Raw genomic sequence first — 17674 nt, forward strand, 5'->3', positions numbered from 1 at the left:
TTATTCAACATCTTCAACATCTTCAACATCTTCAGCATCATAAATAAAATCTTCTAGAATTTCCCCCCAACTAGCCCTTGCTGTTTCGAGGTTCCTCCTTTTTTGTTCACTTGTTGTTTCCTGCTCTAAACGAGCCCAAGCAGCCAAAACTAATTCCAATAACAGTTTTTCATTTGGTTTTTGCTTAGAAAGCACATTAATGTAGAAAGGATGGTTTTCATTTATCTGCAATAAGATAAAACCATTTTCCCTAGTCACATCAAAAAATGCTGTTGTTGAAAGCGGTACAATTTCTATCTCAAATTTGCGCCCTTTCTCTAAGATTCTTTTTGCTTGTTCTTCAGCTTCTTCTTCGGTTTTACCAGCATCAATCAATGTTTTCTTAACACCATCTAAACTTGGATCAGTCTCGTCAAACTCAGTGGGATTAACAGTCCCCCTTTCTTTTGATTTTTCTGTAGCAATATCACTTACATCATGCCCATCTAATGTTTGGTCAGATATATTCCCCGAGGGATAAGCCTTAAAAACGTCTTCTAGCTTCTTTCTCATTTGCTTAATTTCGGAAGCTACTTCATACATAATATGTTTATTATTGCCATTTTCTTTCAGATCAAGCTTATATTCTTCTGAAGAAGAAAAACCTTCTGCTTCAGCATCAGCATCTACATCCATCGGTCTCAAATTTACAGCGGCCTGTTTATTGTTAAGGACACCAAATACTTTATCTAACCCGGGAGGAAAGCTAATCTCTAAACCAAACCAACGTCCAATATCCCTATTTTTTTCTGCATCCCATGTAATGAAACTAGGATCTAAATCTAATTCTCTATTAGCTCTAACAATAGAAAGCCCCATATTCGCTGCCGCGTGCTTACCGAATGTAGTATTTCCAACTTTTTTCTTTTCAAGCTTTCGAATTTGATCCCATATAGCTCTTTTAGGAATACTACTTCTAAAAGTAACTTCAAAAGTTTCATTACCAAGCAAATACTCTCTTGAATATTCCTCAACTGGTTCAAAGAATGCCTCTTTGTTAAATGGCTCTGGCAAATCATCCATCGTTAAATTAAGGGTCAAGTACATCGGGTCATTTGCATTAATGATATGCTGATCTTGTTGTGTCACACTATTATTTCTTGACACCTCAAAATTTCTAAATTTAATTACTACTTTTTCTTCATTTAAAAACTTTCGGTACATTCGTCCAATTCTTAATTCAGAATGTTTTTTTATAGATTTAGACGTTTTCCACTGAAGCCTGTCTAAATCTGACCACACAACAAGAGTCCCTGAATTAGGAAGAGGCTCCTGCTGTAATGAAGAACTGATAAACTCAGGGAATTCTTTTTCATCAGGGTATGGAATTGATTCCAAGTTGCCATTCACCATTTCATCGATGTCAAGGTAGGTGTAATTAATAGAATCCAAGCTTTTCCAACTCCAAACATCAACTCTTTTACACTGCGATATTGAAGAATTAGGCAACCCCATACCAAACTTGCCCATTCCATTTTTATCAAATCTATGTTCTGATCCACCAAACTCAAGAGCCGAGTGTAATTGACTTGCAGTCATTCCACTTCCATTATCCAAAACTGCAATTTCTTCAACAACTTTTCCAGACCTCTGCTGGTTTTGTATGACATGTTCATATGTCATTATTTGTACCAAAGACGCTCCAGCCTGTATGCTATTGTCAACAATTTCAGCTAAAGCATATGCTGCATTTTTAAAACCATTATCTCTCATCGATTCAATGACAACTTTACCAGTGATAAAAGGTTTTTTTTCCATGATCAACATATCCTCTTTCTTTATTCTTCGATGTAGTTAATATTCCAATTCACAAAAGCATAATTAACATTTGTAAACTCTTTAATGTCATCTTTTACAGTATAAATACGGCACTCTAAATTCCCCCCACTTTTATAACCTCGCATTGCTCTACCCACCATCTGAGAATAGAGTACTAATGATGTTGTGGGTCTAGAGATAACAGCAACATTTGTTTTAGGGGCATCGAATCCAGTCGCCAAGATTCCAAAATTTACGATGACTCTAACATCGCCTCTTTTATACCTAGCGACTTTTTCTTTTTGTGACTCAGATGAATCTGTTTTACTCGTTATATAAGTAGAGGGAATCCCCTCGAAATTCAAAGCATATGAAATATCAATTGCATGTTGCACATTACATGCGAAGACAACTATAAAGCTACCATTTTCATATTCTTCTTTAACGGTTTGCATAATTGCTAAATTTCGTCCATCGACATTTGATAACAAATCAATTTTTTCTTTTTCACTTAATTTTGACTCAACCTCTTCCTTTTGATATTCCGGTAGAACATAAGTTAATGGAAAAAAATTTGGTTGAGCCAAGTACCCTTGATCGATCAAATACTGTACAGGAGACTCATAACCAGGAGCTTTCATTGTTATTTTTTTGTCTTCGAAATATTTTGATAATTGCCGATCTTCATCCCCGATCTCATGAGATCCTCTACCAGGGGTAGCTGTTAATCCTAAAAGAAAAGATGAGCTTAAACTATCTCTTAACTCACTAACAGTTTCCAAATAAGTTGGCGCGATAATTTGATGAGCCTCATCAAATATAATTAACCTACAATTTTTCGCTAACTGCTTAAAATGAAGCTCATTACCATTTTTTCTTTTTGCGTACAATTGATGAATACTTGCTATAAGTAAACCATCCGTAATTCCAGAAAGGGGGATTCCGGGGCTATCAAAAAAACGATAGCATCTTTTATCTTCAGATCCTAAAGCCTTCCAAGCCTTAGTAAACTCTTCATAAGCTTGATTACATAATTCATTCGATGGTCCAATCCAAACAATTACAGAACCTACATTATTTCGGAAGAAATCGCAGATAACATTCATAGCTACCCTAGTTTTTCCTGCACCCGTTGGTAAATGAATAATTCTCTTAGCAGATGGCTGTTTTTGTATTACCTCACGAACCTTTATAGCAATTTCTTTCTGATACGGGTACATCCCATATTGAGGAACAACCTCTTTAATACTAGGTAAGTCCTCAGTTGCATAGCTATAGGATACCCACAATTCACTTATACCTAGAACGGCCATAAATATTTCAATATTGTTTGCCGCATATTTTTTCACTTCATCATAGGTATTCGCTGTAATTGAGCTCGAGTCACCAATGTCTATACCGACACCTTGAAGTATCAAAAGTAAATCTGATTCAGACATTCTCGATATAAACTTATCTCTAGTTTTTTTATCATCCAACATAGAAACTATCGAATCTGACAAAATCAAATTTATTAAACTTTCTTTTGTTAACTCCTTGTCACTGACATCGTTAATAAATTTAATTGAGTGATCTGGGATTAAAGCTTGCAACTCACCCTTTGAATAATTACCTAATACTTTTTTTATAAGGTTCACACATCGCCTCTATTAATAATTAAATAGATATAAATAAGCAATCTACAGTATTAAACAAGAAATGCAACTCATAAGCCATCACTTATGTATTCCGTAGCGAGAAATTGTAAGAACCCAACTCAATAAATTACAGTAGTTTTTAGCTATATAGTCGTCGTTAAACCTATTTTTACCTTTAGCAGTGCCACACCAAAAAATACAAAATCAAAAATGCTCGTATAAATGCTTTTTAATAGGCCTCAATTAACTACAAAAGAGATATTGATAAGATTTTGGAATTGCTATATTCATTGATTTCTCCAATCTAACAGAGTGGATGTATTGTCGTCAGTTACTAATCATCCTCGAAGTTTGCGGAAATTGGCGCTTTTTGCTAATTTATTATTTTGGGCGATTAAACAAAATCAATCTCAACTTTTGAAATGAAATCAAGTTACTAAACTTAGTTTAAAGTAGGATATCCAAACAATGAAATTTTCTGCATACAAAGTTAATCACGTTCACAGAGGGGGGCTTCCTATACATCAAAAAAGTCAGTGGACGGTTCCCGAATGGGATGAATTGAGATTATTTTTGATGGGGTATGACAGAAATTGGGTAGACGGTAAAAATAATATTTGGAATGTTGCACAAAATATGGGTGCTATTGGTAGAGATACAGCAGGAGATTTGTCCGTTGCTAAGTACGTGTGTAATCAAAATGAATGGCATGGCTATACCGTATCTCCAAAAAGAAACGGAGACAAACCTCCTTCTGAAGTTGTAAAGACATGGGTGGCAGAAGGAATAATTAAAAAGAAAGATGGTACCAACATCATGCAAGGTAAAGTTTAATGGATATTTCTACGGTATCAATTGAGATTGAGGGGGATTATCTATCGTCTTTTATCTACTCCGGGGTTTTATTTCTTGTAGACATGGATTTTAAACTAAACTCCTACTCATGGGATCGTGTTGTAAATCTTGCTCTGGGCAATAAATTCAGAATTGGAAATTCTGATTTAAGGAAATACCTCCTAAACTCTTCTAGGAATAAAATTAAAGAAAAGTTTAATGGAAGAAGATATTTTATTACCAAAAGAGACTTACAAAAAGCTAATGAACGTTCTATTTATATTGGAGTATGGCCTTCTGATATAAACCTTTATAGAAATACTATATACATCGCTTCAGAAGCAGGTGTTAATACTATCCATATCAAATGGGAAATGGGTAATTTAACAGAATATAAAAGTAACGTAAAAATATGGGATTGCCCTTCATTTAGGATTTCACCTAATAGTTTTTATAGGCTTGCTATAGCCTCAGGTCAAGAAGGGTTAGTTACAGTTATTCCTCAAAAAAAATATGTTGAAGATAAAGATGTAAAGGTTCGTGTTAAATCCGTATGCACTGATTGTGATTGGTATAAAAATAGACTAGTTGCAAATACTGTGGGAGGAGTTAGTGTTTTAGACTTTGAACCTATTCCTGATATTAAGGATTACGAAAATCATATCGAAGAATATTGGCGTATTGTAAATCAAGTAAAGCTGGAAGATCCTTTACAGGGCAATATTAAGAAAATAGATAATAAGACAGTTGTTAACAGCTGGTTTGGAGGAAATAAAGAGTTTTTCTTAACAGAAGATATGACGATAGCATTTAGAACTCTTAACCCAGATCAACAAAATAACAAAACACTCATGTATCAAATCGAAGAGGATTCTATTGTTACTGCTCGAACAGCTACTTTTGGAACGGTTGTAGAAACAAAAGATACTTTAAAGTTAATCGGGCAGGAAAATGGCTTCCATACATTAGACAATGACTTTGTAACGTGGAGAGTTTTCCCAAGATCGAAATACTATGCAAACCAGATTCATATAATTAAAGACAAAAGTATAGTAATTTCAGCAATAGACCCAAAAAATGATAATTTAGAAGCGAGCTTTGGTTTTTCTTTAGGGGATGTGGAATTAGATAAAGAATTGTAGGATAAAAGTGAATTTTCTTCCCTAAGTTGGTGAGGTGAGGTTAAATTATTTACCTTTGTGTCGTATTTGCATCTTAACAATAAAAACCTAATGGTATATCAACGTAATACTGTTATAGGTTTACACGGTTTAAATGTTTTTAAACAATGGGTTAGAATAAAATAACAAAGAGTTTTTATCTTCATAACCCGAAGAGCGTTGGTTCAAGCCCAGCTCCGCTACAAATTCAAAGCCTTGACTAGCGCGGCTTAGAGTCAAATCATTCACGGCTTTTTGGCACCTAAACCTCTCCATTATGGGGAAAACTATCACACTCGATTTTTGGGTTCTTTCAAGAGTTTTATATAAGAAGGGTCTCATTTCACCTCCCAATTTTTGAGTGAATTGTTATGAGCTAGTTAATTCAGAATATTCTTTCCATGCCTCCTCAAGTGCTTGGATAAAATAACTTTCACCTGATTTTTGAATTAGATAATCTTTAAAAGGTTTTATCGTGGAACCCGCTCTAGGAAAGAAAGGGTCTTTTTTTACAACCTTTGCAAGATCTCCAACTGGTGAATCTACGTTGACCTGTTTGAGTATCCAAACATAAAAATTACTTGATTCATGTGTTCGTTGGCTCATAGCCTTCTCCAATTATTTCCACTATATTATTGATTCAGTAAACCAAACGCTTTATTCAATGGCGCGCGTCTTCAGTCTGTCCGCTGGATCAAATCGTTAAGTATCGTCTTTTTTGATCGTTCTTACATCCATTAAGTATTTTTTGCCTTTAGGTGTTAAGATCCAAAATAAAGCCATATTTCCCTGCTTTGTTTGAAGGCTTTTTACTTCCACAAATCCGAGTGCCATTAACTGTAACTTAACAGTCTGGAAAACTTCTTCCTCTACTTCTTTTGTGTACCAGTCATCCGCACTTTTACCATTTGCTTTAAGTATTGACTTGGCAAGCTGCCTATTAACGGATCCTTCATTTAAATATTGAAGTAGATGCGGGCCAATGAAAGAAATAATCTGATTCCACGTGACATCGTACTCCCAACTGTTTTTGAGTTTACTGCCGTAGGTAATCTTGTACACTCCTTTCAAACGAATTAAATCTTCACCAGAAGAATAACCGCCGGTATCAATTACGGCTTGTTGTTTTAATTGTTGGTTTTCCAATAGCAGGACTTCATTCTTCTGGCGAAGCTCATTTATTTGAACCAAAAGCTCTATAGAATTCCCTTGATCTGCTCTTACCCAGCCGACGGCGGGGTACATTTTAATAGTTTTTGATAAGCTTAATGCAACAAGGCCTGACAATTGATCTGCTCGATTCCAGAATTTCACGAGCCTGCCATTTGAAACTTTTTCTCTGAATTGATTGAGCTTCTCTCTTGCCTCAGGGTCAATTTCTATTTTAGTACCAGGAAGGCTGTCTGGGGCTTCATGAAGTAATGCTAATATTTTGATGCCTTGCTCAACTGCATAGTCATACTCCATCTCTGTATAACTAATTCCTTCACTGGATAAGGAACCGTATTTTCCACCAATGATTAGCAAGTAGTAATCACAGTCGTCAATTACTCGCTTTATAAACTCCCATTGTTCTTCATCTGCGGCAGGAAATAGCTCCATACCAGCCGGAATACAATCCATTTCCATAAGTGCCTGTAAGACATGCTGTCTTTCATCTTGCAGGTCTACATAGGTTGAGCTTACGAATATTTGGTAACGTTTTTCCATGTTTTCTATTGATACTTAAAGTTAAGAGGTAGCCGGCCGCTCTCAAGCGCGGTCGTCATGAGTAATTTGTTAGCTATCTTCAATGTCACCAATAATTGCTGGAGTACCAATGTAAGTCACATATAAAAAGGTTCCATTATTAAATGATTGAGCCGAGGTTGAAATTTGCACCCCAATAACTGCATTTGCCTTAGTTGGAGCATAACTAATAAAAGAATCTAAAACATCTTGATATTCATTTCGATTTTGTTCAATTAAACCCCGTATAAGTCCTTTTTTAGAAAGTTCAACTGTACCTGTTGCTTGTATCATTGAAAATAACTGCTTTACTTCCATACCAGCAGGCATTTGATCTGTAGTAAAAAGGATTTTTTCCATTGTTACTCCTAAGTATTTAATATGTGTAGCTAACGTTTAAGCTCTGGGGCGCGAGACAGATTGACACCGACCTTCCCCCACGAGAGCCTTTTTAGGCATCCTTATCAAAATGCCTTGCCATATCAAAGTCTATTCCGACAGATTTGTTTTGTGTTTGTGATTTTTCTTGATTGTAATTTAAGTAGATAAAAAGAAGATGAACACTACAATTAAGAAAAGTCATATTTGAAACAGACTATTTATCATAAAATATCATGCCTTGCATAAAATGTCTTATTGTCTTATTGAATATCGCACATTTCATAGTAATGTATTAAAAATTACAGGTTAAATTTTAATTCTGATATTCAATGCGTTTCACCTGATTGAAGTAAGAATACGGTACTACTGAGAACTCTACTATCGTCACCCCTAAGAAAAGATTCATTAAGTGGTTAATTTAACAAGACGCCCATAAAATCATGAAATTATTGAGATTGGATAAGTAGCCTTTCAATAAAACTACCCAAACGAAAGATAATTAATATTAATTAGTGCACTGAAGGTTTATTTAAATTGCTTAAAGTAGTGGCATCATGCATTAGGCTTCCGAGAGCATTGACAAGCCATTGAAATAATTATAGAAAGAGACTCACAATCCGTAGATATTAAGCCTAAGCCCTATCCATGTTTAATAAACTCAGAAAAATACATATTTGAAAATTTATTAGATCGCAAAGTCTAATTCTCCTATTTTTTAGAACATCAGTTATGATTCACTACACAAAAAAGTATACAAATGGAAAACTAAAATGTCGCTAAATATTGGAATATTTCTCTTAATCGTCACGGGAGTTTTTGTATTAATCATGATTGCTTCAATAAAAAACAGCAAGTGAATCCGTAAGGAAAAAGAAGAAAAGAAAAACCAGCCCTAATTAAAATAAAATTGGGGCACATATGGGGCACGAGTAAAAATGAATATTAAATAGAAACTTTAAAAGCAGATAAGTAATTGAAAACAAAGGAAGAAAATGGGGCGAATGACGGGGATCGAACCCGCGACAACAGGAATCACAATCCTGGGCTCTACCAACTGAGCTACATCCGCCATAATGGTAATTGAAAGACATGCCGTAAATGGCACGCCCATCAGGATTCGAACCTGAAACCCTCGCCTTAGAAGGGCGATGCTCTATCCAGTTGAGCTATGGGCGCTCTTATCGAACCTTGTTACTATTGACCCGAAAAGGATTTCGCATCAAAAAGAAAATGGTCGGAGTGGAGGGATTTGAACCCCCGACCACCTGTACCCAAAACAGGTGCGCTACCAAGCTGCGCTACACTCCGTGAAGATGGGGCGTATTGTATAGATGCCCCCGTAGGCTGTCAACAACAAATTATGAATTTTTTAATGTTTTTTTACTCCTGCCCCGCCCTAGTTTCGGGCGATTCGGGCTAAGTGATTGATTCCTATTTTGAATCGCTTTTTCCCCTACCAACGCGACATGTAAACAAAACCTCTCCAATTACCAGTGAAGCGAAACAAAATCGGGTATCATAATCATTTTTTAATTTCTACATCATTTGGGAGATGTTATGTCTGCTAAGATTCTTGACGGTAAAGCCATTGCAGAAGAGTTACGTGAATCCATTAAACAGGAAGTTGAGCAACAGGTCGCTCAAGGCAAAAAACCGCCAGGGCTAGCTGTCATCATGGTGGGCGAAGACCCAGCTTCTCAAGTGTATGTACGTAACAAGAAGATTGCCTGCCAAAAAGCGGGATTCAACGACGTTTCCGAAGTTCTTCCTGCCGAAACCTCTCAAGAAGAAGTTCTAGCGTTAATCGACAAGCTTAACGCGGACGACAGCGTACACGGTATTATCGTGCAGCTTCCGGTTCCGGATCATATCGACCCTGAAACCATTATCGAACGTATCTCCCCTTGTAAGGACGTTGACGGTTTCCATCCATACAATGTCGGTCGTTTGGCGACCCGTATGCCTCAACTAGCACCTTGTACGCCACACGGTGTCATGACAATGTTGGCGAAGACTGGTATTCCTTTACGTGGATTGAATGCTGTTGTGGTCGGTGCATCCAACATCGTCGGTGTGCCAATGGCATTGGAACTATTGAACGAACGTGCTACGGTCACCATCTGTCACAGTGCAACTAAAGATTTGGCTAAGAAGGTTTCAGAAGCGGATTTGGTCGTTGTTGGTGTCGGTATCCCGAATATGGTCAAAGGTGAATGGATCAAAGACGGCGCAATCGTAATCGATGTAGGTATCAACCGCCTTGACGATGGTACGCTGTGTGGTGACGTTGAATACGACGTTGCGAAAGAGAAAGCGAGCTGGATCACGCCGGTTCCGGGCGGTGTAGGTCCGATGACCATCGCTACCCTATTGCAAAACACTCTTCAGGTTGCTTACCACTTGGATTGCAAAGCTTAATCATTTCATTTCCGAAACCGAACAGGCCTGTTCGGTTTTGAAATAGGGTTCTGATAATAAAAAAGGCCGGTATTGTTAAAATACCGGCCTTTTTTGTATCTGGTTGTATCTGGACTTCATCACTTTAACTTAGCGATAAAGTTTGTGATAAGTTCCCTCTTGAGCGATCAGCTCATCATGACTGCCGCTTTCTATGATGTGTCCGTCCTCGAACACCATAATCCGATCCGCTTGCCTGATGGAACTGAGACGGTGCGCCACAATCAACGTAGTACGGTTTTCAAGGAACGGTGCCAAATCTTCATAAAGCTGGCGTTCGGTTTCCATATCCAGTGCAGAAGTCGCTTCATCCATGATGACAACCTTAGGGTCTTGCAGAATCATTCGCGCAATCGCCAAACGCTGGCGCTGACCACCGGACAATTTGATGCCATTGCGCCCGACGATTGTCTCCAATCCCTGTTCAAGTGAATGAACAACATCATCCAACTGCGCCTGTTCCAACGCATCCCACAATTTATCGTCGGCCATCTCCTGCCCCAACGTCAGATTGAAACGGATGCTCTGATGAAACAAAACCGGCTGCTGCAAAACCGTCGCCACATGCTGGCGCACCACGGTCTGGCCAATTTGGTCGATTGGCTGACCGCCATATAAGACCTGACCGGCCTCGGCCTCATAGAAGCCCAACAACAACTGAACCAAAGTGGTTTTCCCACCGCCACTGGCTCCGACCAGTGCCAGTTTCTCACCCGGCTGAATCGTAAAATTCAATCGGTTAAGCACTCGCTCCGACTTGCCGGGATAACTAAAGCACAAATCTTTCACCGCTACCGAAATCGGACCCGACTGTTCAAACGGATTGACCTTACTGGTATAAACCGGTTCCTGTTTCAAATCCAGCACGTCGTTGATACGCTGTAGAGCGCCGCTCGCGGCACTGTAGCTGTATTGAATCGCCAACATTTCCTGAACCGGACCCATCATAAACCAGAGGTAACCGAAAACCGCCATCATCTCACCGATCGACAACCCGGAGAACACGACCATCAACATACTCACGCCGCGGAATACATCGAACCCGACTAGGAAAATCATGAAAGAGAATCGGCTTGCCGCATCACTCTTCCAGGTAAACGCTTCCGAATGTTGCTTGACCGACTGGGCATGCCCTCTCACACGATCAAAAAAGTTAGTGTCCTGATTGGCTGCACGAACCTGCTGCAAAGCGTCAAGCGTTTCCGTTAAGGCTTGCTGAAAGGCATCCAGCGCACTGTTCTCATCCTTTTTCAAGGTTTTGACCTTGCGCCCCATACGCATGGTGAAATAGACCACCACCGGGTTCAGAAGCAGAATGAACAGCGCCAGCTGCCAATGCAGCCAAAGCAAAACCAAACTCACGCCGATCAGAGTAAATACGGCAATGATCAACTTACCGACCGTGGTGCCTAGAAACGTGTCGATACTATTGACGTCATTCACCATGGTGGCTGAAACGCTACCGCTTCCAAGCGTTTCGTATTGCGCCATGGAAACGCCCTGCACTCTTGCCAGCAAATCACGGCGGATGCGATAGGTCACGTCTTTGGCGATAACGGTAAACTGTTGAACCTGCCAGACGCCAAATATCAGCCCTAGCACTCTCAAAATAATCGTGATTACGGTGATTGCGACAATGTAATAGATCGGGCCGTACCAATCCGGCGAAACCAACGTCTGCAAAAAACCGACGATCGGCCCCGGTTTATCCAGAAGCACTTCGTCCACCAGAATCGGCAATAATAAAGGTAAGGGAACGGTCGCCAACATTGCCAGCAAGGCAATGATGTGCGCTTTGACCAGACGCGACTTATGCCTCACAACCAGATCAAAAATACGCTGCCAGGTATAACAACGTTCGGAATAGTCGGAAGCCTGTTCAGTAACCTGAACAGGTTGTGAAGCGGAAGCCGTTTCCATAATAGATCAGTCCAGTTTGAACAGACGATTGAAGTTGGCGGTGGTCGCCTGAGTGACTTCTTCGAAAGGAAGCTCTTTCAATTTTGCGATTTCTTCAACCACATAGCGGGTATAACCCGGCTGATTGGTCTTACCGCGGTAAGGAACCGGAGCTAAGTAAGGCGAATCCGTCTCCACCAGAATACGATCCAAGGGCACCTGTTTGGCGACCTCTTTCAACTCCACTGCATTCTTGAAAGTGACGATACCGGAAAACGAGATATAGAAACCGATCTGCATGGCGCGTTCGGCCGTACCCATATCTTCGACAAAACAGTGCATGATTCCGCCGATTTCATCCGCGCCTTCCTCTTCCAGAATGCTCAAGCAATCCGGCGTGGAGTTTCGTGTGTGGATGATCAAAGGCTTTCCAAGCAGTTTGGCGATACGGATGTGCTGTCTGAAACGCTCGTGCTGCCATTCCATGGATTCAGCCTCGGCATCGAAATGAAAATAATCCAAACCGACTTCACCGATTGCGATTACTTTAGGGTGAGAAGCGAATTTGACCAACTCCTCGTCGGAAACCACAACCTCTTTCTCTTCACACGGGTGCACGCCGATGGCGGCATAGACTTCGTCATACTGTTCCGCCAGCGCCAATACCTCGGACCACTGATCCGGATTGATGGCGACGCATAGAATACGTTCCACGCCCAGTTCTTTCGCTTTTTCAATCACGTCTGAAACGGTTCCCACCTTCTCTTCCGGCAGGATATTCAAATGACAATGCGAATCGACAATCACGCTAACTTCCCTTTTACTATATTCGTTTGAAACACACTCTCTAACGGAGCTTGAGATTGCTGTATCTGTAACCACTCAAAACACAGCGCTTCCAAAACCAACTGCTTGTTGGCATTGCCCTGCCAGCTGTTCTTGGCTTGCAAACAGGCCTGCTGAAAACGCAGCCAGTTTTGGATCTGGTCGTCCGAGTATTCCGCACCCGGCTTGTAATAGGCGGCACGCACTGCGGAGACCGACCAGAAATAGAAATAATCGAACACCTGTTCAGGCTGGGCCCATTTCAGCCACTTTTCAACCAGTTGCGGCACGGTTTTCTGACCGGACTGCATCTGCTTCAAAGCCGCTTTCCATTCGTTATCCTGTTCGAACAGGCCTTGCTCAATCCATTGTTGAGCCGCAATCGGCGCACCCCAGTTCAATCGCAAAGCACGTTTAAGCAGCGCTTCGTCCGCTTGCGGACAGGCCTGGTGAAGCCAACTCTGAGCTTCGTCGATCGACGGGGCCGCAAACATCAGTTTCTGGCAACGACTCAGGATGGTCGCCGGCAGGCGCCCCACCTGATGAGTGGTCAGAATGAACAATGTCTTTTCAGAAGGTTCTTCCAAGGTCTTCAACAGCGCATTGAACGCCGATTGATTCAGGTATTCCGGGCCTTCGACCCAGGCCACTTTGTAACCGCCCTGATGCGAAGTCTCATTCAACTTATAAACAAGTTCGCGGATCTGGTCGACGGAAATCTCTTTCTTGTCTTCCAACACCTGCAAATGGAAAAAATCCGGGTGCTGGTCGGTCAGGAACAGGTGACAACCGGAACATTCGCCACAGGTGTTGTTGGTATTGCACAGAATCGATTGCGTCACCTGTTGGACGAACGACTCGATCCCGATACCGCTTGGAGCGGACAACAAATAAGCATGCCCCAATCGCGACTGCAGCTGTTGCCATTGCTGCCACTGAGCGGCCATCCACGGATAAATCATGCGTTCTCCATGAGGGTTTTCAAGCAGGTTTCGATTTCGGCCTGAACCTGTTCCAGAGACTGGCTGGCGTCCAATACCGTATAACGTTCTTTAGCTTGCCCTGCTCTTGTCAGGTAAGCGCCGCGTACCTTTTCAAAAAAGTCGTGCTGTTCCTGCTCAAAACGGTCGGTCTGACCGCCGCGCGACGCCACACGCGCCATACCGACTTCAATCGGCAAATCGAAAACGAAGGTCATATCCGGATACATACCCTGTTGGACCCAGGTCTCGATTTCGGCAATACGCTCAAACGGAATGCCTCGGGCCGCGCCTTGATATGCGTAACTGGCATCGGTGAAACGGTCTGAAATAACCCAAGTGCCTTTCTCGAGTGCAGGAATGATCTTCTCGCGGATATGCTGTGCACGGGCGGCAAACATCAACAGCAGCTCGGTATCGGCGTGCATTTCGGTGTAGGCCTGATTCAGTAGAATTCCTCTGACCGCTTCGCCGATTTCGGTTCCGCCCGGTTCACGCGTGGTGATGACATCAATGCCCTGCTGCTTGAGCCAATCCGCCATAAAAGCTAAATTGGTCGATTTACCCGCTCCTTCGGTTCCCTCAAGTGTAATGAACTTGCCTGTCATCCGGCTCTACTTCCCTTAAATTGATAGTCTACTGATTACTGTTGATTCGCCATTCATCGCTAGCGCATTAACTGGTACTTACGCACCGCCTTGTTATGCTCGATCAATGTCTCTGAAAAATAGTGTTCGCCATTGCCTTTGGCTACGAAATACAACGCCTTGGTCTTATCCGGGTGCATCACCGCCTCGATTGCCTCACGGCTCGGCAAAGCGATCGGACTCGGCGGCAAACCGTTTATACGGTAAGTGTTGTAAGGTGTCTTTTTCAACAAATCGGCCTTACGGATATTACCATCATATTTCGCTCCGATGCCATAAATCACGGTCGGATCGGTCTGCAAACGCATACGTTTTTTCAAACGGTTAATGAAGACACCAGCAATCAAGGCTCGTTCTTCGGGCACGGCCGTTTCCTTCTCCACCAGTGACGCCATAATCAACGCCTCGTAAGGCGTCTTGAATGGCAACTCCTTAGCTCTTTTCTGCCAGGCTTCCTGAAGAGTGGTGTTCAAAGCTTCGTGCGCACGGGTCAGAATATTCAGGTCAGAGTCACCGGCTTGATACAGATAGGTTTCCGGCAAAAACCAGCCTTCCAGCCCTGCAAAAGGATAATTTTCGTCACCCAGTGATTTCAGTGAAAACGCTTTATAGAGTTCGTCCGTTTGCTCGACGTTCAGAACACGTTTGATTTTCGGCAAGGCCTCTATCTGAAGCAATGTCTGCTCAAACGTATGACCCGCAATCAAAGTCACCGGATATTTAACAGTCTCCCCTTTAATCAACGCCTGCGCCAACTCTTCAACGGTCCATTGCGGCTGGATTCGCATCTCTCCGGTTTTAATCAAACCATGCTGATCGTGATAGCGAAGATACCAGACAAACCACTTAGGGGAACTCAACAGGCCTGCCTGATGCAATTGTTCGGCGACTTTATACGCGGAAGAGCCTGGCTGGATTTCAATAATCTTCGATTCCGTCAAATCGGAAACCGGTTGAGTCAGAAACTGCTGAACCTGAAAACCAAAAATGAACGCTACCACGACCAACAAGCCGGACACCGCCGCCAAACCTCTCAACAACGTTTTTATCATTCCCTAATCCGTATTGCGTTATTCTGTTGCCATTCCAACCAGGCCTGTTGAATTTCAACCACCCGCTCAACGGCAAATTTCGTATTCATGAATTCTTTAACCGGCATGATACCGCGTACGGCATTACTCAGAAACAATCCGTCAGCATCTCTGATTTCTTCCAGAGCGACTTCACGTTCAATCCATTCGAGGCCCAAGCTTTCCACCAAAAAGCGTAACTGACAACGCGTGGTTCCTTCCACACCGCTGTCGATCAGTTTTGGTGTAACAAGCTGCTGTCCTTTGATGAGAAACACGTTCGATTGAGTGGCCGAAATCACTTGCTGGCGAGCATTGAGCATAATGCCTTCGGCAAATTCCGTCCCGATTAGTTCGGCGCGCGCCAGAACATTCTCAAGACGGTTCAAATGTTTCATCCCAGCCAGTTGCGGATTGATTGCGCAAACGCTTTTGCAAAGCGTGACCACCATAGCGGGATGCATTTCCGTCATATCCGCCGTTTTTTTATATAGCGGGTGCTGCGAGACCTGAATGATGATTCTCGGCTTAGCTTCCACAGGCGGTTGATAACCGATACCACCCAACCCTCTCGAAACAATCACTTTGACCACAACAGGCCGTTCGTTCCCAGTCAGTGCTTGAGCCAACTGTTGCAAAACGCTCTGTTCTTCCATTTCCGGAAAACCCAAACGTGAAGCGCTTTCAGACAAACGTCGCCAATGTGCCGACCAGTTATAAAGCTGACCTTCCGCCGACAACATGGTCGTGAAGAAACCGTCACCGTACTGAACGGCACGATCCAAGACTTCCAAGTGGTTCTGCTCTTGTCCGTCTACCCAGCTTCGAACGCTCACAGGAAGCGCTCCTGACTGCTCAAAGCGTTAATCAAGCCTTTGGCCTTATGGCGGGTCTCGGTTAATTCGTTTTTCGGATCAGAGTCCGCGACAATCCCGGCACCGGCACGGAACTGCACGACCGATTTATCCCCATGTCGGCTATGCAACATGGTACGAATCAGGATATTCAAATCCATCGACCCGTCACGATTGATGTACCCCAAAGACCCTGTGTACGCCTCACGCGGCATCTGCTCAAGTTCGGCGATGATTTCCATGCAACGCACTTTCGGGCAGCCAGTAATGGTTCCGCCCGGGAACAGCGCATGTACGATGTCCAGAGGATCAAACCCGTCTTGTAACTGCCCGCGAACGTTGGAAACGATGTGATGAACGTGCTCGTAACTTTCGACCACCATCAACTCGTTGACTTCAACACTGCCCGGCTGGCAAATACGCCCCAGATCGTTCCGCTCAAGATCGATCAGCATGATGTGCTCGGCGCGCTCCTTGGGATGCGAGATCAGCTCGTCGATCAACGCTTTGTCCATTTCCGCATCGGCACTGCGCTTGCGAGTACCGGCAATCGGTCGGGTCTCGACCCACGGCGACTTATATTTAACCAGACGCTCAGGAGAGGAACTGATGATACTCCACTCATGCTTTTCATCTGCAAAGTGCGCTAACGCAGCAAACGGCGCCGGATTATGCGTTCGTAAAGCACGGTAAACATCCAGATATTCCTGCTCATGAGACAGCTCAACCTGCCACTGACGAGACAGATTCACCTGGAAGATGTCGCCGGAAAGAATGTATTCCTTAATCGCCTTAACGCCGTCCAGATATTTATTTTCCGGCTCTTCACGGGAATCGACAATCTGGATCGGTACTTGCGAATCGATGACGTTCAAGGCACTGTCAATGTCTTCCCAAATCGTCTCGATCAAATCAGTGAACTCGTTTTCGACTACGATACTGATTTCGCCCTTCTCATGGTCAACGACAACCGCAGCGGGAACGCGGGTTAGGTTTGCAAGCGGAAACTCGGATTCCGGCAGGTTCAGGCTTGGTTCCACCGCTTGGGCGTAATCGTAACTGAAAAACGCAAACCAGCCGCCATAGAACGGCAAGTCACAATCCAGCTCGGGTTGTTTCAGTTCTGAAAAGGCCTGCTTCGCCCTACTCTGAAAATCAGAGATGTCTTCAACCTTATCCAAGCTGATGGAATCTTGAGGAAAAGCAAACAGGATGTCGTACTGTCCCAACACGCCTTTAGCGACGCTTTCCAACAGGAATGGGTAACGCTGGGGATTCAACTGGTGAAGCTTGGACAGATCCAAACGGCAGTTTTCAGAAACGCAAACAGGCTGTATGGTAACAGCCTGTTGAATGTCGATAGAATCAAGTCTATCCATGTCTGCTCTTCTCTTGGAATGAAAAG

The 17674-nt window shown here is 42.7% G+C and carries 15 protein-coding genes and 3 tRNA genes; 3 read left to right on the forward strand and 15 right to left on the reverse strand.

Annotation, left to right across the window (positions count from 1 at the left end):
- Both QCB45_RS09735 and QCB45_RS09740 read right to left on the reverse strand, forming a co-directional pair.
- Positions 1-1797: an ATP-binding protein gene (locus QCB45_RS09735; protein ID WP_279420783.1), complete on the reverse strand. Its 1797-nt coding sequence runs from the start codon at positions 1795-1797 to the stop codon at positions 1-3.
- Positions 1798-1817: 20 nt separating this feature from the next.
- The gene (locus QCB45_RS09740) at positions 1818-3434 is read right to left on the reverse strand and encodes a DEAD/DEAH box helicase family protein (protein ID WP_279420784.1); all 1617 of its coding nucleotides are present in this window, start codon (positions 3432-3434) and stop codon (positions 1818-1820) included.
- A gap of 468 nt (positions 3435-3902) precedes the next feature.
- Between QCB45_RS09740 and QCB45_RS09745 the strand changes: the two genes are divergently transcribed.
- Both QCB45_RS09745 and QCB45_RS09750 read left to right on the forward strand, forming a co-directional pair.
- A complete protein-coding gene (locus QCB45_RS09745) occupies positions 3903-4268 on the forward strand; it encodes a hypothetical protein (protein WP_279420785.1) in 366 nt (121 codons plus the stop codon).
- Positions 4268-5410 carry a hypothetical protein gene (locus tag QCB45_RS09750; RefSeq protein ID WP_279420786.1) on the forward strand — a complete coding sequence of 381 codons (1143 nt, stop codon included), beginning with the start codon at positions 4268-4270 and terminating at the stop codon, positions 5408-5410. Before QCB45_RS09745 ends, QCB45_RS09750 begins: the two co-directional genes overlap by 1 nt.
- Before the next feature lie 387 nt (positions 5411-5797).
- Here the strand turns inward: QCB45_RS09750 and QCB45_RS09755 are convergent, their stop codons facing one another.
- The 6 genes from QCB45_RS09755 to QCB45_RS09780 all read right to left on the reverse strand — a co-directional run bounded on the left by QCB45_RS09755 (position 5798) and on the right by QCB45_RS09780 (position 8845).
- Positions 5798-6034 carry a YozE family protein gene (locus QCB45_RS09755; RefSeq protein WP_279420787.1) on the reverse strand — a complete coding sequence of 79 codons (237 nt, stop codon included), beginning with the start codon at positions 6032-6034 and terminating at the stop codon, positions 5798-5800.
- A gap of 96 nt (positions 6035-6130) precedes the next feature.
- Complete coding sequence (locus QCB45_RS09760; RefSeq protein ID WP_279420788.1) at positions 6131-7138, reverse strand: DUF4062 domain-containing protein; 1008 nt, start codon at positions 7136-7138, stop codon at positions 6131-6133.
- A gap of 69 nt (positions 7139-7207) precedes the next feature.
- A complete protein-coding gene (locus tag QCB45_RS09765) occupies positions 7208-7516 on the reverse strand; it encodes a hypothetical protein (RefSeq protein ID WP_279420789.1) in 309 nt (102 codons plus the stop codon).
- 1014 nt (positions 7517-8530) lie between these two features.
- Positions 8531-8606, reverse strand: a tRNA-His gene (locus tag QCB45_RS09770).
- Between the two features lie 30 nt (positions 8607-8636).
- Positions 8637-8713: transfer RNA gene (locus tag QCB45_RS09775), tRNA-Arg, on the reverse strand.
- Between the two features lie 55 nt (positions 8714-8768).
- A tRNA-Pro gene (locus QCB45_RS09780) sits at positions 8769-8845 on the reverse strand.
- Positions 8846-9094: 249 nt separating this feature from the next.
- On the opposite strand from QCB45_RS09780, the gene folD reads away from it, so the two are divergent.
- Positions 9095-9955 (forward strand): bifunctional methylenetetrahydrofolate dehydrogenase/methenyltetrahydrofolate cyclohydrolase FolD, encoded by an 861-nt coding sequence (folD, locus tag QCB45_RS09785; protein ID WP_279420790.1) that lies wholly within the window; start codon positions 9095-9097, stop codon positions 9953-9955.
- A gap of 129 nt (positions 9956-10084) precedes the next feature.
- Here the strand turns inward: folD and QCB45_RS09790 are convergent, their stop codons facing one another.
- Genes QCB45_RS09790 through QCB45_RS09820 form a run of 7 tightly spaced genes read right to left on the reverse strand, consistent with a single transcriptional unit; the run spans position 10085 to position 17648 of the window.
- A complete protein-coding gene (locus QCB45_RS09790) occupies positions 10085-11914 on the reverse strand; it encodes an ABC transporter ATP-binding protein (protein ID WP_279420791.1) in 1830 nt (609 codons plus the stop codon).
- A 6-nt stretch (positions 11915-11920) separates the two neighbouring features.
- Positions 11921-12700: a TatD family hydrolase gene (locus QCB45_RS09795; RefSeq protein WP_279420792.1), complete on the reverse strand. Its 780-nt coding sequence runs from the start codon at positions 12698-12700 to the stop codon at positions 11921-11923.
- Entirely contained in the window at positions 12697-13680 is a 984-nt protein-coding gene (holB, locus tag QCB45_RS09800) for a DNA polymerase III subunit delta' (RefSeq protein WP_279420793.1), read from the reverse strand. Before holB ends, QCB45_RS09795 begins: the two co-directional genes overlap by 4 nt.
- Complete coding sequence (gene tmk, locus QCB45_RS09805) at positions 13677-14306, reverse strand: dTMP kinase (protein WP_279420794.1); 630 nt, start codon at positions 14304-14306, stop codon at positions 13677-13679. Before tmk ends, holB begins: the two co-directional genes overlap by 4 nt.
- A gap of 59 nt (positions 14307-14365) precedes the next feature.
- Positions 14366-15397 (reverse strand): endolytic transglycosylase MltG, encoded by a 1032-nt coding sequence (mltG, locus tag QCB45_RS09810; protein ID WP_279420795.1) that lies wholly within the window; start codon positions 15395-15397, stop codon positions 14366-14368.
- Positions 15394-16251 (reverse strand): aminodeoxychorismate lyase, encoded by an 858-nt coding sequence (gene pabC / locus QCB45_RS09815; protein ID WP_279420796.1) that lies wholly within the window; start codon positions 16249-16251, stop codon positions 15394-15396. Before pabC ends, mltG begins: the two co-directional genes overlap by 4 nt.
- Positions 16248-17648 carry an aminodeoxychorismate synthase component I gene (locus QCB45_RS09820; protein ID WP_279420797.1) on the reverse strand — a complete coding sequence of 467 codons (1401 nt, stop codon included), beginning with the start codon at positions 17646-17648 and terminating at the stop codon, positions 16248-16250. The genes pabC and QCB45_RS09820 overlap by 4 nt, the downstream gene beginning before the upstream one ends.
- Positions 17649-17674: the final 26 nt, after the last annotated feature.

The sequence above is a fragment of the Thiomicrorhabdus sp. ZW0627 genome (genome assembly GCF_029767005.1).
Lineage (GTDB): Bacteria > Pseudomonadota > Gammaproteobacteria > Thiomicrospirales > Thiomicrospiraceae > Thiomicrorhabdus.

Bases quoted from the DNA above. Each gene is read 5' to 3' on its own strand.
- QCB45_RS09745 (WP_279420785.1), top strand. From the start codon at position 3,903: ATGAAATTTTCTGCATACAAAGTTAATCACGTTCACAGAGGGGGGCTT.
- QCB45_RS09750 (WP_279420786.1), top strand. From the start codon at position 4,268: ATGGATATTTCTACGGTATCAATTGAGATTGAGGGGGATTATCTATCG.
- QCB45_RS09755 (WP_279420787.1), bottom strand. From the start codon at position 6,034: ATGAGCCAACGAACACATGAATCAAGTAATTTTTATGTTTGGATACTC.
- mltG (WP_279420795.1), bottom strand. From the start codon at position 15,397: ATGATAAAAACGTTGTTGAGAGGTTTGGCGGCGGTGTCCGGCTTGTTG.
- QCB45_RS09790 (WP_279420791.1), bottom strand. From the start codon at position 11,914: ATGGAAACGGCTTCCGCTTCACAACCTGTTCAGGTTACTGAACAGGCT.
- QCB45_RS09820 (WP_279420797.1), bottom strand. From the start codon at position 17,648: ATGGATAGACTTGATTCTATCGACATTCAACAGGCTGTTACCATACAG.
- holB (WP_279420793.1), bottom strand. From the start codon at position 13,680: ATGATTTATCCGTGGATGGCCGCTCAGTGGCAGCAATGGCAACAGCTG.
- QCB45_RS09760 (WP_279420788.1), bottom strand. From the start codon at position 7,138: ATGGAAAAACGTTACCAAATATTCGTAAGCTCAACCTATGTAGACCTG.
- folD (WP_279420790.1), top strand. From the start codon at position 9,095: ATGTCTGCTAAGATTCTTGACGGTAAAGCCATTGCAGAAGAGTTACGT.
- QCB45_RS09735 (WP_279420783.1), bottom strand. From the start codon at position 1,797: ATGGAAAAAAAACCTTTTATCACTGGTAAAGTTGTCATTGAATCGATG.
- QCB45_RS09765 (WP_279420789.1), bottom strand. From the start codon at position 7,516: ATGGAAAAAATCCTTTTTACTACAGATCAAATGCCTGCTGGTATGGAA.
- tmk (WP_279420794.1), bottom strand. From the start codon at position 14,306: ATGACAGGCAAGTTCATTACACTTGAGGGAACCGAAGGAGCGGGTAAA.